General features: G+C 67.2%; 15 protein-coding genes. 8 read left to right on the top strand and 7 right to left on the bottom strand.

Annotated elements, in window-relative coordinates:
- Positions 1-204 precede the first annotated feature (204 nt).
- From AWB81_RS06260 to AWB81_RS06250, 3 genes are all read right to left on the bottom strand, one after another.
- On the bottom strand, positions 205-951 hold the full coding sequence (locus AWB81_RS06260) for a DUF4410 domain-containing protein (RefSeq protein ID WP_062633308.1): 747 nt from the start codon (positions 949-951) through the stop codon (positions 205-207).
- 210 nt (positions 952-1,161) lie between these two features.
- Entirely contained in the window at positions 1,162-2,694 is a 1,533-nt protein-coding gene (locus AWB81_RS06255; RefSeq protein WP_144444084.1) for a hypothetical protein, read from the bottom strand.
- Positions 2,695-2,858: 164 nt separating this feature from the next.
- Positions 2,859-3,212 carry a DUF1428 domain-containing protein gene (locus tag AWB81_RS06250; protein ID WP_062633304.1) on the bottom strand — a complete coding sequence of 118 codons (354 nt, stop codon included), beginning with the start codon at positions 3,210-3,212 and terminating at the stop codon, positions 2,859-2,861.
- A gap of 186 nt (positions 3,213-3,398) precedes the next feature.
- Between AWB81_RS06250 and AWB81_RS06245 the strand changes: the two genes are divergently transcribed.
- A complete protein-coding gene (locus AWB81_RS06245) occupies positions 3,399-5,414 on the top strand; it encodes a VTT domain-containing protein (protein WP_062633302.1) in 2,016 nt (671 codons plus the stop codon).
- Positions 5,415-5,526: 112 nt separating this feature from the next.
- Positions 5,527-6,501, top strand: a complete 975-nt coding sequence (locus AWB81_RS06240; protein ID WP_062633300.1) for a VTT domain-containing protein — start codon at positions 5,527-5,529, stop codon at positions 6,499-6,501.
- A gap of 125 nt (positions 6,502-6,626) precedes the next feature.
- Here AWB81_RS06240 and AWB81_RS45625 read toward each other — a convergent pair whose 3' ends face one another.
- From AWB81_RS45625 to AWB81_RS06230, 3 genes are all read right to left on the bottom strand, one after another.
- A complete protein-coding gene (locus tag AWB81_RS45625) occupies positions 6,627-6,803 on the bottom strand; it encodes a hypothetical protein (RefSeq protein WP_159938831.1) in 177 nt (58 codons plus the stop codon).
- Positions 6,800-7,633, bottom strand: coding sequence for a class I SAM-dependent methyltransferase (locus tag AWB81_RS06235; protein WP_062633299.1), 834 nt, complete (start codon positions 7,631-7,633; stop codon positions 6,800-6,802). Before AWB81_RS06235 ends, AWB81_RS45625 begins: the two co-directional genes overlap by 4 nt.
- 145 nt (positions 7,634-7,778) lie before the next feature.
- Entirely contained in the window at positions 7,779-8,213 is a 435-nt protein-coding gene (locus AWB81_RS06230) for a GFA family protein (protein WP_062633297.1), read from the bottom strand.
- A gap of 162 nt (positions 8,214-8,375) precedes the next feature.
- Between AWB81_RS06230 and AWB81_RS06225 the strand changes: the two genes are divergently transcribed.
- The 6 genes from AWB81_RS06225 to AWB81_RS06200 all read left to right on the top strand — a co-directional run bounded on the left by AWB81_RS06225 (position 8,376) and on the right by AWB81_RS06200 (position 15,638).
- A complete protein-coding gene (locus tag AWB81_RS06225) occupies positions 8,376-9,500 on the top strand; it encodes an AraC family transcriptional regulator (protein ID WP_087134826.1) in 1,125 nt (374 codons plus the stop codon).
- A 146-nt stretch (positions 9,501-9,646) separates the two neighbouring features.
- Entirely contained in the window at positions 9,647-10,654 is a 1,008-nt protein-coding gene (locus AWB81_RS06220) for a hypothetical protein (protein WP_062633295.1), read from the top strand.
- A 161-nt stretch (positions 10,655-10,815) separates the two neighbouring features.
- Positions 10,816-11,202 (top strand): DUF427 domain-containing protein, encoded by a 387-nt coding sequence (locus AWB81_RS06215; protein WP_062633294.1) that lies wholly within the window; start codon positions 10,816-10,818, stop codon positions 11,200-11,202.
- A 76-nt stretch (positions 11,203-11,278) separates the two neighbouring features.
- A complete protein-coding gene (locus AWB81_RS06210) occupies positions 11,279-13,663 on the top strand; it encodes a DNA polymerase II (RefSeq protein WP_062633291.1) in 2,385 nt (794 codons plus the stop codon).
- A 130-nt stretch (positions 13,664-13,793) separates the two neighbouring features.
- Positions 13,794-14,297: a hypothetical protein gene (locus tag AWB81_RS06205; protein ID WP_143753554.1), complete on the top strand. Its 504-nt coding sequence runs from the start codon at positions 13,794-13,796 to the stop codon at positions 14,295-14,297.
- 18 nt (positions 14,298-14,315) lie between these two features.
- Entirely contained in the window at positions 14,316-15,638 is a 1,323-nt protein-coding gene (locus AWB81_RS06200; RefSeq protein WP_062633288.1) for a DUF2325 domain-containing protein, read from the top strand.
- A gap of 20 nt (positions 15,639-15,658) precedes the next feature.
- On the opposite strand, the gene AWB81_RS06195 is transcribed toward AWB81_RS06200, so the two are convergent.
- Complete coding sequence (locus AWB81_RS06195) at positions 15,659-16,039, bottom strand: winged helix-turn-helix domain-containing protein (RefSeq protein WP_062633286.1); 381 nt, start codon at positions 16,037-16,039, stop codon at positions 15,659-15,661.
- Positions 16,040-16,417 lie beyond the last annotated feature (378 nt).

Below are 16,417 nucleotides of genomic sequence, written 5' to 3'. Positions count from 1 at the left end.
TCCGGCTTCGAAGCTTCAGGCGCCCCGTGCGGAATCATCTGTGCGTAGCCGCTCACACGGCGATGGAATTCGTCCTGGTCAAGACTGCGCATGTAATCGATTGTCGCGCGGCTTTTCTCGCGCACGGTGCGCGAAAAGCGCGAACATGTCGTGCACAGTCGGACGACGCCAAACGGGCGCTCGTCCCGCCCTGATTCGACTGGATCAGCCCTTGACCCGGCTGGTCGACATCCATCCTTGCGCGACACCGACTTCCGCGATCTGCTTCGCGATCGAATCGCCGAGATGCTTCGCGTCGGCGGACACGCTGTCGCGCTTCGCTTCGGTCGCGCCGTGCAGGCCCGCACCCGCCGCGGCCGATACCCCCGCCGTTTCCGCGACGCCGGGCATCTTGCCGCTGTCGGCGCTCGCATCGAAACTCTGCACGAGCTGCGCGCCACCGCCCGCCGGCTTGTAGAGAATCTGCACCGACGTGCTCACCTCGCTCTTGCCCGCACCCAGCCCGACGAGCGTGCGGCGGCGGCGGCTGCCGGCATCGATGTCGTCGAAGTGGCCGGTCACGAGCAGCACGTTCTCGCCGGCCGGCGCGGGTGCGTCGGAGCGGACCGCATGCAGGCCCATCGACTGCAACTGCTTGACGATCTCGTTTGCCACGTCCTCGCGGACTTCGGCGGCGTCGACGGACTGCTCGTCGGCCGCCGACTTGCCTTCGACCCGCGCCTTCATCTTCTGCATGATGCCGCTGTCGAGCTTGACTTCGCCGGCTGCGCTGTCGAACGCGTACACGTAGATGTTGTCCGGCCGCGCCGCGGGTGCCGCCGAATATTGCGCGGCGGTAGCGCCGGTGCCTGCGCATCCCGCCAGCATCATCGAACTGAAGGCGATCGCCGCCGAAGCCATCCGCACACCCTTGCGACCCGCAATACCGAAAGAACCGATCGAAGCAAACATGTTCACCCTCTCAACCGACACAGCCGTGTCTCTATCGTGATCGACGTATCGCCGGACAATCCGGACATCGTTGTGCGATGTCGTTGCTGCGCGATACTCCTCGGCTGGCGCGCTTTCTTTCGTGCTCCAGCGACAGAGGCGAGTATGGGTGAGCGGCTTCGCGAACTCCATTCAACAATTATTTCGCGGTATGTCACGTGGCGCCGAGCCTTATGCGGCGGCCTTTTGCGCGGGATTGAAGACCGCCGCCGGCGCGCCGCCGAGGTCGGATGCGGAATACCTCAGCGGCCCGATTTTCGAGAGCATCCGCGCGTACTCCTCGCCCGCGATCTGGCGGAATTTCATCTGCACGAGCCCGAGCGGAATGTCCTTGTCGCCCTCCGCGACAAGCCTCGTGCGCACGGCTTCGGTCGCGACCGCGAACCCGTCGCCTTCGCTTTCCCGCTTCACGAGGTCGCAGATGGGACCGGCATCCGCGAGACCGAGCGGCACGAGTTCGCGTGCGCGGTCGCCAAGATGACGCCGCACGATGGCCTGTCCGCCGAGCCGGAGCACGAAGCGAAACGGCAGGCCGGTGCGGATCGCGAGCAGCACCGGGTCGGATGCGGCGATCTGCTCCACCGAATACACGCCCTCGGCAAGAAACAGCCCGACGACGGGCGTCGTCACGCCGGCGAGCGTCAGCAACTGGTCGCCCTTTTCCTCGGGATTGGTCTGCGCGAGCGACGCCGGATAGGCAAGGCGCCGGATCTCCTTCATCAGCACGTCGACCGGCAGCATCGCGACGGCGAATGCGAACACCGGCTTCATGCTGTCGCCGGGCGCGGCCGCGAAGAGCGTCGCGATGGGCAGGGCGAGAAACGCGCGCAACGCGTACCAGTAGACGTCGGACACGTTCAGCGAGCGGCGACGGATGTTGATGACGGCGTCGCTCACCGCGAACATGTAGGCGCCGGCAATCGCGCTGATCACGAGTTGCGCGCCGGCGCCGAAAATTACGCCGTGGCACGCGGGCGAATCGCCACCGCAGGCGCGCAGCGGCGCCAGCAGGACGGCTTCGGCATAGGTGATGACGACGAGCAGCAGGAACGGCGGCAGGAACGAATAAAGCCCGAACTCCTCGTGATAGATGGTCTCGAAGACGCGGCCGCTCACGTCCGCGTGGCGGGATTCGAGCGCCTTCCACGTCGCTTCTTCGCCGAGCGCTTCCTCGCTCGGCCGCTCGGCCGACGGACCGCGATGGATTTCGCCCAGGAGACGCACCGACCGGAAGCGCCGCAGGTACGCGAAGAGCGCGCCGTCCTGCAGGCTGTTGCGGAATTCGTCGAAGCGCGCGAACCAGCCGCGCGTGAGAAAGCCGATGAAGGGCGCGGCGATGAGCATCGAGGCGATCGCCGCCAGCAGGATCGCGACGACAAAATCGTCGGGTGACATGAGTCCGCGCAACGCGTCGCCGTGCGCGGGCGAGCGGCCGACCATGCCCCACAGCCACGAGCGCACACTTTCGGCGATGCCGCACTGCTCGTCCTGCCCGCAGTTGCCGGGCGGCATCAGCAGCCAGAGGAAGACGCCGCCCGCGATATTCACGAGCAGCACGAATGCCCAGAGCAGCCACGAGCGGCCGACCGGCCCGGCGAGCTTGACCGGTGCGCGCGCACCTTTTCTTCGCTGGGTCGCACGCGGCTCTCGTGCTGCGCCCGTGTAGCCGCGCGTTACCGGCTGCATAAAGTTGTCTGAAGGCATGTCGTCTCCTGTCGCCCGGGATTCGCGTCGCACCGACGCCTGGCGTCTTTTGCGCTTTATCCCACGACGACCGCCTTCGCACATCCCCGCTTACGGATGCCTACCTGCAGACCCGTCACGTTGTGCACCGCATCGATCGGCACGTGACGGAACGCTCACTACATTCATTCGTCGACGATCACCTGGAAGCCGCCGTAGATCAGACGGCGGCCGTCGAATGGCATCGGGTTGACGTCGGGCTGAACGCGCGGGTCGGCCATCACGGCTTTCATGCCGGCGTCGCGCGTCTCGCGCGACGGCCAGATGATCCACGCGAACACCACGACCTCGTCGCCCTTGCGCTTGACCGCCATCGGGAAGGACGTCAGCTCGCCGTCCGGGACGTCGTCGCCCCAGCACTCGACGAGCTTCAGCGCGCCGTGCTCCTTGAACACGGCCGCGGCGAGGCGGGAATGCTTCACATAGGCCTCGCGATTGGCGACGGGCACCGCCGCGACGAATCCATCGACGTAATTCATGTACCACCTCCAATTTCCGATGAGGGAACGGGCGCGCAACGTGCGCCTCCCATCGATACGACGAACGGCGCGCGCCGGAATCGACATCGTCCCGGCTCCCGATTGTTGCGATCGCCGCGCTCTGCCGGTGGCCGTAGACGTCGCGCCAACAGGTCTAGAATCGGACCAAAGAACACGGAGCTGCCGATGGAGCATGCCTATTTCAAGTTGCTGCATATGCTGTCGGGGCATCCCGGGTGGGCGCTCGCCGTGGTCGCGCTTGCGGCGCTGCTGGAGTCGGTCGCATTCATCGGAACGTTCGTCCCGGGAAGCACGGCGATGTTCGTCGCGGGCGCGCTCGTCGGCACGGGCACGCTCAATCTCGGCTGGGTATTCGTCTGCGCGATCGCGGGCGCCATCGCCGGCGACGCTGCGAGCTACTGGGTCGGCGCGCGCTACCAAGAGTCGCTCCGGCAGATCTGGCCGTTTCGCACGCATCCCGCGGTGCTCGCGGCGGGCGAGAAATACTTCGTGATGCACGGCGCAAAAAGCGTCGTGACGGCGCGTTTCCTGCCGCCGCTGCGCGCGGTCGTGCCGGTAGTCGCGGGCATGCTCGGCATGGCGCCCGCGCGCTTTTTCGCGGTCAACGTGCTCTCCGCGCTGCTGTGGGCGCCCGTGCACATCCTGCCGGGCGTGGTGTTCGGCGCGTCGATCGAACTGGCGGGCGCGGTGTCGTTCCGGCTCGTGGTGGTCGTCGCGATCGTCGCCGTCGCGGCCTGGCTCACCTACAACGTGATCCGCATCACGGTTTCGCACGCGCGCTCGTGGACCAGCAGCTCGCGGCAACGCCTGATCGCATGGGCCGAGCGGCATCCGGGGCGCTCCCGGCGCGTCGTGATGCGCGCGCTCAGTCCCGAGAGCCCGGCGGCCGGCCTGATCGCGACGATCTCGGTGTTCCTGCTCGTATCGGCGGCGGTGTTCTTCTCGACGCTCGAGGACATCGCCCACGGCGACCCCATCGTGCAGGTCGACATGTCGGCGTACCGGTTCCTGCAGTCGTTCCGCTCGACCTGGGCCGACGACCTCCTCGCCGTATTCTCGACGCTCGGCAGCCTGCCGACGCTCTCGGCGCTCGTCGTGCTGGTGATCGCGTGGATGGCGCTAGAGCGGCGCTGGCGCACCATCGCTTACTGGCTCGCGGCCGTGGCGTTCTCGCAGGTGCTGATCCTCGCGATCCAGATCGCGACGCGCCATTTGCCGCTCGGCGCGCTGGCGTCGAACGCGCGCGCCTTTCCGAGCAACCACGTCGCGGCGGCCGTCATCATCTACGGTTTTCTCGCATTTATAGTGGAGCGGCGCGTGGGCACGGTGGCGCGCGTGCTGGTCGCGGTCGCGACGGTCGCGGTCGTCTCGGCCGTCACGCTCGCCGGACTCTACTTCGACCGCTTCACGCTCTCCGACGCGCTCGGCGGCGCGGCGCTCGCGGCGATCTGGGTGTTCCTGGTCGCGTTGACGGCGGTCTGGCGCCATCCGGAAAAGCCGCGCGCGCGACCCCTGATGCCCGTGGCCGTGCTGGCGGTGATCGGCGTGGCGGTCGCGGTCCAGCTCGCGACCGGGAACGCCTTTCCGACAGCCGAGGGCGCGCAGCGTCCGGAGGTCATCGTCGTGACCCCGGGGCAATGGACCGACAAGATCTGGCGCACGTTTTCGTGCTATCGCTCGAACATGGAGGGCGACCGGCGCGAACCGATCACCGTGCAATGGGCCGCGACCGCCGAGCAGATGAAGGCGCAACTCGAAAGCCGCGGCTGGACCGAAGGCACGCGGCTGTCGGCGCACAGCCTGTTGTCGCTGGTGTCGCCGAACGTCACGGCGACGGCGTTGCCGGTGCTGCCGCGCCTGAACAACGGCGAGCCGTCGCAGCTCGAATTCGTGCGCTCGCACGAGGGCGACGACCAGCGCGACGTGCTGCGCTTCTGGCCGACGCGTTATGCCGTCGAACGCCAGGACGGCTCGCCCGCCGCGCCGATCTGGCTCGGCTCGCTGGTTCACGAGCGCCTGCGCCGCCCGTCGTGGCCGTTCAACGTGCTCCGTCCGACCCGGCAGGTCGAGCCGATGATCGCCGAGCACGGCGAAGGATCGCCGTGGCACGACATCGAGGTGGCGCGCAGCATGGGCTGCGAGGGTGTACGGGTGACGCTGATCGCGTCGCGCGCGCAGTGACGCGGCGGGCTCGCCCCGGTGGGGCTCAGCGAGGTGCGGCGGTGCATGCAACAATGAAACGCGGCCGCGCGACGGTGCAGCAGCAGCGGGAAACGATGGAAGGAGGCGGTAATTGATACACGTCACGCCAGCAGCGGTCACGGCATGGGGCAGCGAGGCCGTGTTCGTCAATGTGTTGTGCACGCGTCTCGGCGTGCCGGTGCCGGCGGTGCCTGTGCTCGTCTTCGCGGGCTCGGCGGTGGCGCACGGCACGCTCTCGTTCACGCACGTCCTGCTCGCCGCGGTGCTCGCCGCGCTCATCGGCGACGGCGTGTGGTTTTCGGCGGGGCGCGTCTACGGACGGCCGCTGATCAACCGGCTCGCGCGCTTTTCGCTTTCCATCGACTCCAGCGTGCAGACGACGCGCTCGCTCTTCGAGCGCTTCGGCGTGCCGATCGTGTCCATCTGCAAGTTCGTGCCGGGGCTCGCGCTCATCACGCCGCCGCTGATGGGCACGACGCGCATCGCGGCCCGGGCGTTCGTGACGTGGGATGCAATCGGCGCCGTCGCGTGGGCGGGCTTCTGGCTGCTCGGCGGCGCGCTTTTCAGCCGGCAACTGGCGATGCTGCTGCGCACCGTCGAGCAGCATGGCGCGACGGTCGTCGACCTGCTGCTGGCGCTTGCGCTGCTCTACGTCGGCTATCGGTACCTGCGGCGCTGGCGCCTGCGCAAATGGCTGCAGGACCTGACCATTTCGGCGGAACAGCTCGACGCGATGATGCATTCCGCCGCGCCGCCCGTCGTGCTCGACGCGCGGCTTGCCACCGCGGTCAGCCAGGAGCCGTACCGCATTCCCGGCGCGCTGCTGCTCGACCCGAACGCGCCGCGCGCGCTGGGCTCGGGGTTCGCGCAACGCGAGGTCGTCGTGTATTGCGTGTGTCCGAACGATGTCACCGCGAAGAGGGTCTGCGGGCGCCTGCGGGGCGAGGGTTTCGAGCACGCGCATACGCTCAGGGGCGGACTCGACGCATGGGTCGCGCGCGGCTATCCGGTCGAGCCAGTGCCGGCGCGGCCGGAACCCTTTGGGCGGTCGTTCGCGCGGCAGTAAGGTGCAGGGCGGTTGTAGCAGGCATTCCGGCGAGGCGCGACGGCCATCTCGCGGAAGTCGCCGGGGCGCACGGATTCGCCGCGTACGCGAACGCGGCGAATCCGGCAAAGCGGCCGCAGCGGCGCTCAGGCCGAGAGGCCGAGCGCCGTCAGGATGAAGCGAAGGCCGAAAAAGCACACCGACGAGCTCAGCGGCAAGCCCAGAAACGCCGAGCCATACCGAAGGCCGACCACGCAGGCCGAAGGCCACAGACGCAGCCCGGACGCGAGGGAATCGGCGACTCTTCGCCTGAGTCGGTTCATTTTCGTTCCACCACGACTTCGAGATACTCGCTCGGCAGTACGAGCGTCGCGTCGCCCGACCGGTTGCGGCTCTCCATCAGCGCCATCAGCTCGCCGAGGAACGCGGCCTGCCGCTCGCCTTCGAGCGCGGCGAACGCCTTGTTCATCGGCCCGTAGTAGGTGCGGAACACTTCGATGAAGTGCGCCGGCGACCGGTAGCGGAACGTGAAGTCGCGGCTCGTCGCGACGATGCTCGCGGCGCTGCCGCCGAAAAGCTCCTCCAGCCGGGCTTTCGTGCCCCAGAGCGCCGGCGATTTCACGCCTGCGGGCGGAGCGATGTACTTGCCGATCGTCTTGAAGAGCTGGCCGATGAAGCTCTCCGGCGTCCAGTTCGCCAGGCCGATCTTCCCGCCCGGCTTGCAGACGCGCGCGAGTTCGCTCGCCGCCTTTTCCTGGTTCGGCGTGAACATCACGCCGAAAGTCGACATCACGACGTCGAACGAGGCGTCGGCGTACGGCAGCGCTTCGGCATCCGCTTCCTGGAACTGCACCGCGAGGCCTTCGGCCCCGGCGCGCGCGCGGCCGGCGTCGAGCAGCGAAGCGACGTAGTCGGTCGAGGTGACGTCGCACCAGCGGCGTGCGGCGGCTAGCGTCGCGTTGCCGTTGCCCGCGGCGACGTCGAGAACGCGGCTGCCGGCGCGCAGGTCGAGCGCCTCGCAAAGATTTTCGCCGACGATCTGCAGCGTGGTACCGACGACGGCATAGTTGCCCGTCGACCAGGCGGCCTGTTGACGGACCTTGACGGCGGCGAGGTCGGCGGCGGGCGAGAAAGCGGTATCGACTGCGGACATGGCGATGCTCCTGAGAGGCAAGATGGCAGCGATGCGGGAGTGCATGGTCTTGCTGCCTGTTCTAATGTCGCCGCGGCTTCGGACTGCGCGTGACCCGCGCGGCGGGCGGGCAAAGGAAAGCGTGAATGCGAGGGACGCGGGACGGCTACTCGGCGACGCCGATGCCCGAGCCGCCCATTTCCTTCGGCAGGTCCTTCAGTTTGGGCAGGCCGTCCTTGATGGGCAGCCTCGATTCGGTGTAATGGACGTGCACGCCGGCTTCATACGGAAAATCGGGAATGACGGCCGCGTAGACATCCGTGAGCCCGAGCCCCGGATGCTCGGTAAAGAGATGTCCGCCGCACGTCGTGCACCATTTGCGGTAGCTGTGCTCGGTCTTGTTGTAAGTGCCGATATGGTCCGCGCCGCGCGTGACGCGCACGGACTCCGGCTTCCAGAGCGTGAACGCGTTGACGGGTCCCGCCGACCAGGTCCGGCACGACTCGCAATGGCAATAACCCATGCCCGCGGGTTCGCCGCTCACCGTGAACTGCACTGCACCGCAAAAACACTGGCCGTGATAGGCATCTGCGTGACTCATGTCGGTCTCCTTCGAGGGTGTGGGTTGCAGGTTCCGCCGCGAGCGCTTGACCGTTCGTTGTTGCGGAATCGCGTGAGTGCTAGTATCAGCGCGCGAGCGGTATCGATGAATGACCAGGCGTCCAGATGTTTTGCGCAGGACGCCGAAACTGATGGGCCTGTCATGGATGCTTTATCCGACGTCCTTCGCGTGGTGCGTCTCGGCGGCGCGGTTTATCTAAACGGCGACTTCACCGCGCCCTGGTGCCTGTACGGCCAGGCGAACGCGGCGTTGTGCGCCGCGTTCCTGCCGCGCGCCGAACGCGTCGTCTCCTATCACCTGATCACCGAAGGAAGCTGCTGGGCCGGTCTCGCGGACGATCCCGCGTCCGCCATCCGCGTGGATGCGGGCGAACTGCTGGTCGTGCCACAAGGCGAATCGCACCTGATGGGCAGCTCGCTCGAACTCGCGCCCGCGCCCACGGGCGATCTGCTGTCGAGCCAGCTCGAAGCGACGCCCGGCCAGGTGATGAAGCTGAGCTATGGCGGCGGCGGGGCGCGCACGCGTCTCGTGTGCGGCTTTCTCGCCTGCGACGACACGCTGAGCAATCCCGTGCTGTCGTCGCTGCCGCGCATCTTCAAGATCGACATGCGCAACGATCCGCAATCGGCATGGCTCGAATCGTCGCTGAAATTCGCGGCGGCCGAAGCGGCCGAATGGCGCGTCGGCAGCGCGATCGTGCTCGCGCGGCTCTCGGAACTGCTCTTCGTGGAAGCGGTGCGCCGCTGCATCGACGCGCTGCCCGCCGATCGAAAGGGCTGGCTCGCGGGCGTCGGCGACCGTTTCGTCGGAAGGGCGCTCGCGTTGCTGCACGCGCAGCCGGCGCATGCCTGGACCGTCGACGAACTTGCGCGCAAGGCCGGCCTGTCACGATCGGCGCTCGCACAACGCTTTACCCAGCTGCTCGGCCAGCCGCCGATGCAGTATCTCGCGCGCTGGCGCCTGCAGATCGCGTCGCAGGAACTGCTCACCGGCACCCGGTCGCTCGCGGCGGTGGCGGAACGGGTGGGGTACGAATCTGAAGCGGCGTTCAATCGCGCGTTTAAGCGTGAATTCGGCATGCCGCCCGCCGGATGGCGACGCAACCACGGCAAGGCGGATAACACCGGTTCGCTGTCCGAATCGGACGAGACGAGCGGTCTGTCGATCGCCGAATTGGCGCCGGTACCCGCAGGCGCGCCCGACACGCCCGCCGTTCCCGCACCGGCCGCGCTCTCCGACGGCACGCCCCGCGCTCCGCTCGCGTAGCCGCAGAGGCCCGGGCGACGGGCCTCTCGCGCGCGTGAAATCCCGTGAAATAAGTTTGCGACAGACCGCGCCGCCGCGTTCTTCTATAGTCCATTCCGTCGCCACGCCGCACCGCGCGAAGTGGCCCGAACCGCGAAGGACATCCCGTGAACATCTCATCGTCTGTCAGCCCGAATGCCGGCGTCACGTTTGCCGCACCGGCCGCACGCATCAACCTGCGCCACCTCGTTTTCGCGGCGGCCGCCGCCGTGTTCGCCTTCGCGAGCGCGCCGGCTTCAGCAGGATGGGCGCAGCACGGCACGATGTCGACGTCGCGCGGGGTGTACAACGGCGCGCACTTCGGTTCCTGCGGCGGTGGAAGCTGCTCGCACGCGGGCGGTGTCGCGGGACCCTTCGGCGGCGTTGCCACCAACACCGGCACGGTGACCCGCAACTCGCCCGGACAGTTCTCGAACTCGGGCACCGCGACGGGCCGCTACGGCAACTCCGTCCAGCACGCGGGCGACACGAACTGCGCGGGCGGCAGCTGTTCCCACTCCGGCAACCTGACCGGTCCCGACGGCAAGACGGCCACCACCGACGGCTCCGTCACGCGCACGGCGCCCGGCCAGTATTCGTCGTCGGGGACGATCAACGGTGCCAGCGGCAATACCGTCGGCCATTCGGCATCGACGAACTGCGCGGGCTCGACCTGCTCGCGTTCGGGCACGGTGACGGGCAACGACGGCGGCACCGTCGAGCACGGCGGCAGCGCGACGCGCGTCGCACCGGGCGTCGTGACGACGACCGGCAGCGTGACCGGTGTGCACGGCAGCACGGTCACGTCCAGCGGCACGGTGACGAGATCGTCGACCGTCACGACGGGCAGTGTCACGACGACCGGCACCACGGTGGCGGTCGTCGCCACGGCGCCGGTTGTCGTCGTGCCGCCGCCCCCGCCGCCGTCCACGGTCGTGGTCGTGCCGCCGGCGCCGTCGACCGTGGTGGTGGCCGCGCCGCCGCCCGCGCCGGTTGTCGTGACGCCTGCGCCTGCGGTCGTCGTGGCTCCGCCGCCGCCGTCGCACGTCGTGTATGTCGCGCCGGCACCGCGTCCTGTCGTATGGGTGCCCGCGCACTGGGTGGGACGGGTGTTCGTCCCGGCGCACTGGGCGTGACCCGCGTCGCCGATCGTGGATTGTTCGGCTGAAACGACATCTTTGTTTGTTGCGCCGGCGTTTTTCCCCAGCATCCGATGACGTAGCATGATCGGATGGTCGGCCAGTCCCGGCGGCCTCGTTGCAGGAACATGTTCACGTCATGTCAGGAGCCGAATCGAATGCAGACGCAAACCAGAGTCAAGCGAATCCCGGGGCCCGATCATCCGATCGATATCGCACCGACATCTTCACGAGTCGTGGTCAAGGTGGCGGGCCGCGTGATCGCCGATACGCGCGACGCGCTCACGCTGCGCGAGGCGGCGTATCCGCCGGTGCAATACATTCCGCGCAAGGATGTCGACCTGTCGCTTTTGGCGCGCACCGATCATCAGAGCTATTGCCCGTACAAGGGCGAGGCGTCGTACTACAGCGTGAGCGTGGCGGGCGAGCGCGGCGTCAATGCCGTCTGGACGTACGAGGCGCCTTATGAGGCGGTGGCGCAGATCGGGGAGCATCTGGCGTTCTATCCCGATCGCGTCGATTCGATCGAGGTGCTGGCGGACTGACGCTGCGGCGCCGCACGAGGCGTTCGGCCATCGAAAGTAAAATGGTGCGACCGCACAGGCTTTCGAAGGCATCGGCTTGACTCAGGCACCTCAGGAACGGCAGGCACAACAGGGTTTTCTTCTGACCCGTCACTGGCGCGACACGTCGGCCGGGACGGAGGTCGAGTTCTGGCTCGCCACCGACGACGGCCCGCGACGCATCCGCCTCGCGCCGCAGCCGTCGGTCGCGTTTGTTCCGGCGGAGCAGCGCGAGCGCGCGGAGGCGATCATCGGCGGCGCGCGCGGCGTCGAGTTGCGGCCGCTGCCGCTTTTCGACTTCCAGCATCGCCCGGTGCTCGGGCTCTACTGCCAGCAGTACCGGCAACTGGCCGCGCTCGACAAGGCGCTCAAGGATGGCGGCGTGCAGGTCTACGAGGCGGACATCCGCCCGCCCGAACGCTATCTCATGGAGCGCTTCATTACCGCGCCGGTGTGGTTCAGCGGCGAGTCCAATGGCGACGGCCCGCGGCTGGCGAGCGAACTGCGAGCTGCGCCGGAGTATCGTCCGCGCCTGAAGGTGGTCTCGCTCGACATCGAAACGAGCGAGCACGGCGACCTCTATTCGATCGCGCTCGAAGGCTGCGGCGCGCGTCAGGTGTACATGCTCGGCCCGGCGAACGGCGTCGACGGGCCTCGCGATTTCGATCTCGACTACTGCGAGAGCCGCGCGCAACTGCTCGAACGGTTCATCGAATGGATGAAGCGGCACGATCCCGATGCGATCATCGGCTGGAACGTCGTGCAGTTCGACCTGCGCGTGCTGCAGAAGGAAGCGGACCGCCACGGTGTCGCGCTGCGGCTCGGGCGCGACGGCAGTCTCGTCGAGTGGCGCGAGCACGGGCTCAAGCAGAATCACTACTTCACGTCGGTGGCGGGGAGGCTCGTCATCGATGGCATCGAGGCGCTCAAGTCCGCGACGTGGACTTTTCCGTCGTTCAGCCTCGAATTCGTCGCGCAGGCGCTGTTGGGCGAGGGCAAGTCGATCGAGAGCCCGTATCAGCGCATGGACGAGATCAACCGCCGCTTCGCCGAGGACAAGCCCGCGCTCGCCCGCTACAACCTGAACGACTGCGAACTCGTCACGAAGGTCTTCGCGAAAACCGAACTGCTCACCTTCCTGCTCGAACGCGCGACGGTCACGGGGCTCGCGGCGGACCGCAGCGGCGGATCCGTCGCGGCGTTTACGCACCTGTACATGCCGCGCATGCATCGCGTCGGCTTCGTCGCGCCGAATCTGGGCGACGTGCAGCTCGAATCGAGTCCCGGCGGCTTCGTGATGGATTCGAAGCCCGGCCTCTACGATTCCGTGCTCGTGCTCGACTACAAGAGCCTCTATCCGTCGATCATCCGCACGTTCCTGATCGATCCGGTCGGACTGGTCGAAGGCCTGCGCCATCCCGACGACCGCGATTCGGTACCCGGCTTTCTCGGCGCGCGTTTTTCGCGCAGCAAGCACAGCCTGCCGGCGATCGTCGGACAGGTTTGGGAAGGCCGCGACACCGCGAAACGCCAGCAGAACAAGCCGCTGTCGCAGGCGCTCAAGATCATCATGAATTCGTTCTACGGCGTGCTCGGGTCGAGCGGCTGCCGCTTCTTCGATCCGCGGCTCGCTTCGTCGATCACGATGCGCGGGCACGAGATCATGCACCGCACGCGCGAACTGATCGAAGACGCGGGCTTGCAGGTCATCTATGGCGACACCGATTCCACCTTCGTGTGGCTGAAGCACGCGCGCTCGGAGGACGAGGCGCAGCGCATCGGCGGCGAACTGGTCGAGAGGGTCAACGGCTGGTGGCACGCGCATCTGCGGGAGCAGTTCGGTCTGGAAAGCGCGCTGGAACTCGAAGTCGACACGCATTACCGGCGCTTTTTGATGCCGACGATCCGCGGCGCCGAGCAGGGCAGCAAGAAGCGCTATGCGGGCCTGACCGTCGATGCGCGCGGCGCCGACGAGATGGTGTTCAAGGGCCTCGAATCGGTCCGCACCGACTGGACGCCGCTCGCGCAACAGTTCCAGCAGCAGCTTTATCTGCGCATCTTCAAGGGCGCGCCGTATCAGGAGTTCGTGCGCGACTACGTCGAGCGCACGTTGAGCGGCGAACTCGATGCGCTGCTCGTCTATCGCAAGCAGCTTCGGCGGCGCCTGTCCGACTATCAGCGCAACGTGCCGCCGCACGTGCGCGCGGCGCGCATCGCCGACGAATTCAATCGCCGGCAAAACCGTCCGCTGCAATACCAGAACGGCGGCTGGGTCAGCTACGTGATGACGGTCGCGGGACCGGAGCCCGTGGAGACGCAGCGCTCGCCGGTCGATTATGGCCACTACCTGACGCGTCAGCTTCAGCCGGTCGCCGATGCGATCCTGCCGTTCCTGCGCGACGACTTCGCCACGCTGATGACGGGGCAGCAGGAACTTTTCTAGCCCACGCCGCGCAATGAAACACACAGGTTAGACGCACGGCGCAATATCGCCGGCGTTGGCATCCGTTATATTCTGTCGTATATTACGCAAGGACAAAATAGCGACTGGGATGCTGGAAAAGCGTATGCCGATGCGCAATCAAACGAGAGTGCCGGAGCGCCGGACGGGCATCGGCACGAGCGAGCGCGATTACACCGCGACGATCGTGCCCCTCAAAACCACGCCGGATCACGAGCGGGCCGAACTGATCCGCGCGGTCGTCGATGCGTACGGGCGTCTGCAGGACAGCGTGCGCCGCTTTCTGCTGATGCTGGCCGATGCGCTCGCCGATGTGCGTCCGGGCGAGGCGCTCGCGTCCGCTTCGTTCGACGATCTGCTGACGCTGCTCGCCCGGCACGCGAAAGCGGTCAGCTTTGGACGCATCGTCGAATTGACCGAAGCGATCGACGAGGCACGCAGCGCCGAAGCGCGCCGCAACGTCGTGTTTTCGAGCGCCTTCAGCCACGATGCGGCGGCGCTGCGCGCGGCCGCAGCGATGCTCGAACGGCTGGATGCGGTCTTCGTCGGGCTGTGTGTCGATCATGTGCTCAAGGCCCATTCGCGCTCCGCGCTCGCCAGCGCCTACCCGGACTAGTCCGGACACGAGGTCAAAATGGAAACTCCGCCGTTTCGCCTTGCCCGCTCGCCCGGCGTGAGCATCGCCGACAGCCGCGATCCGCTGCGTATACGTTCCGCCGACGCATGCTGCCAGCCCGCGCAGCCGGCGCTTCGACTGTTGCGGCGGCGCGTGCGCCTCGCGGAACTGGACTCGCATCTGCATTGCTCGGTCATCGGCACGTGCCTCAGCACGAACGAACTGCGCAAGCTCGTGCCGAAGTTCGCCGAGATCGATCGCCAGCGCGCGAGCGATCTCGAGATCCATCACACGGCGGTTGAGCTGGCCATCGCCGACGGTCCCGGCAGCAAGGCGCTGCACAAGGCGCTCGACGAACGCTACGCCGGCGCGATCCGGCGCTTCGAGACGGCCCGCGATCCGCAGGCCGTGCTCGCGCTTTGGGAAGAAGCGTGCAGGAACGGTGACATCCCGCCCGCTTACTGGGCGCTGATGACGCATCCGCAGTCGACGATAGAAGTGCGGCAGACCGCGTTCGGCGAGTTGCACATGCTGTCGCATCTCGTGGGCGCGGCGAATCGCGCAGACATCCGGCGGCTCGTCGCGCTTGAAAAGGAGAACGCGGCGCTGAAGGACAAAGTCGAGCGCCAGCAGGGCCGCCTGCAGGACATGGCCGCAGAACGCGACGGCGCGCTGCGCGAACTGGCCGAACAGGTCGCGCGGGCGGCTTCGCACGCGCACGCCGTCGACGCCGGATCCGAAGTGCTTCACCTGAGAGAAAACCTGGAAGACTGCGAGCGCCGGCTCGCGCTCCATGCGAGCCGCTGCGAAGCGGCCGAAGCGCGCGCCGTCCTCGAACAGGAAAGCGCGCGGGCATTGCGCGCGTGTCTCGACGAGGCGCAGTCCCTCCTCAAGGTCATGCAGGCCGAGTGCCATGCGCTCGAACGCGCGATGACGCCGCAAGCGGACCGCCCCGGCACGCGCCGCAGCGGCTATGCGTGGATCGGCGGCAGACGGATCGTCTACGTCGGCGGCCGGCCGGGTTCGAATGCGGCGCTCAAGGCGCTCGTGGAATCGGCGGGCGGCGAGTTCGTCGTGCACGACGGCGGCCTCGAAGACCGCAAAGGTCTGCTGGCCGCCGCGCTACCCGGAGCGGACCTCGTGGTGTTCCCGGTCGATTGCATCGATCACGACTCGATGAACATGGTGAAGCGCGTCTGCGACCGTCATCAGGTGCGTTATTACCCGATACGGACGGCGAGCGTCGCAAGCTTCGTCGAATTGATGGCGCGTCTCGCGCCCGGCGAGCCGGTGCGCGCGGGCACGCCGCCCGGATCGGCGTTCTGTCTGCGGCACGGCTAAGCCGCGGGCGCGGCGAGCTTCTACCGGATCAGCTTCGTCAGCGCCGCGATCTGCGTGGCGCAGGCGGCTTCCGCCTGCGTCTCGACCTCGCGATACAACCGGACGATATTCTCGCCGACCGGCGTCAGCACGCACCCTCCGCCGCTCTGGCCGCCTTGCTCGGAGACAGTGGCCGGCTCCTTGAGCGAGCGGTTCAGTTCATCGATCAGAAGCCAGGCGCGCCGGTATGACATGCCGAGGCTGCGCGCAGCAGCCGAGATCGAGCCGTGCTCGTGCACGGCTTCCAGCAGCGCGACCTTGCCGGGTCCGAGCGCGACGGTTTCGCCTACGCGGATGCGCATGCGAAAGCGCACTTCGGGACGAATGCGGGCGGCCTGTTTTGTCTTAAGGGGCGTGACCATGCCCGAGAGGATACACGAAGGCGTATGAGCGGGATTCGTGCAACGGTGTGTCGAATGCGCCACGAAGCGTGATTATCGAGTTTACTGGACTGTAACTGTTCGTTATATTTACGCAAACATAACGGTGCGCATCGCGCGCCGCAAAGAAGTGAGGCATCGCCGCGCGGCGATCCTCGTGGCGATCACGCCGAATCCTGGCTCGCGTCCGACCGGATGTCGACGCGACACCAACGTAGAGAAAACCAATGAAAAAGACGACGCGTTCGCGCGTTCCAACGCATCTCCTCGGCAAGCGCGAAACTGACGTCCGATTGCCATTTGAGCGCTGCAGGCCTGACCTGTAGCGCTCTTTTTTTCGCCGCGCCCGAAGGCGGGTTG

The organism is Caballeronia arationis (assembly GCF_001544975.2).
GTDB lineage: Bacteria > Pseudomonadota > Gammaproteobacteria > Burkholderiales > Burkholderiaceae > Caballeronia > Caballeronia arationis.
The sequence above is the reverse complement of the archived record's forward strand: the minus strand, read 5'-3'. Positions and strand labels throughout refer to the sequence as shown.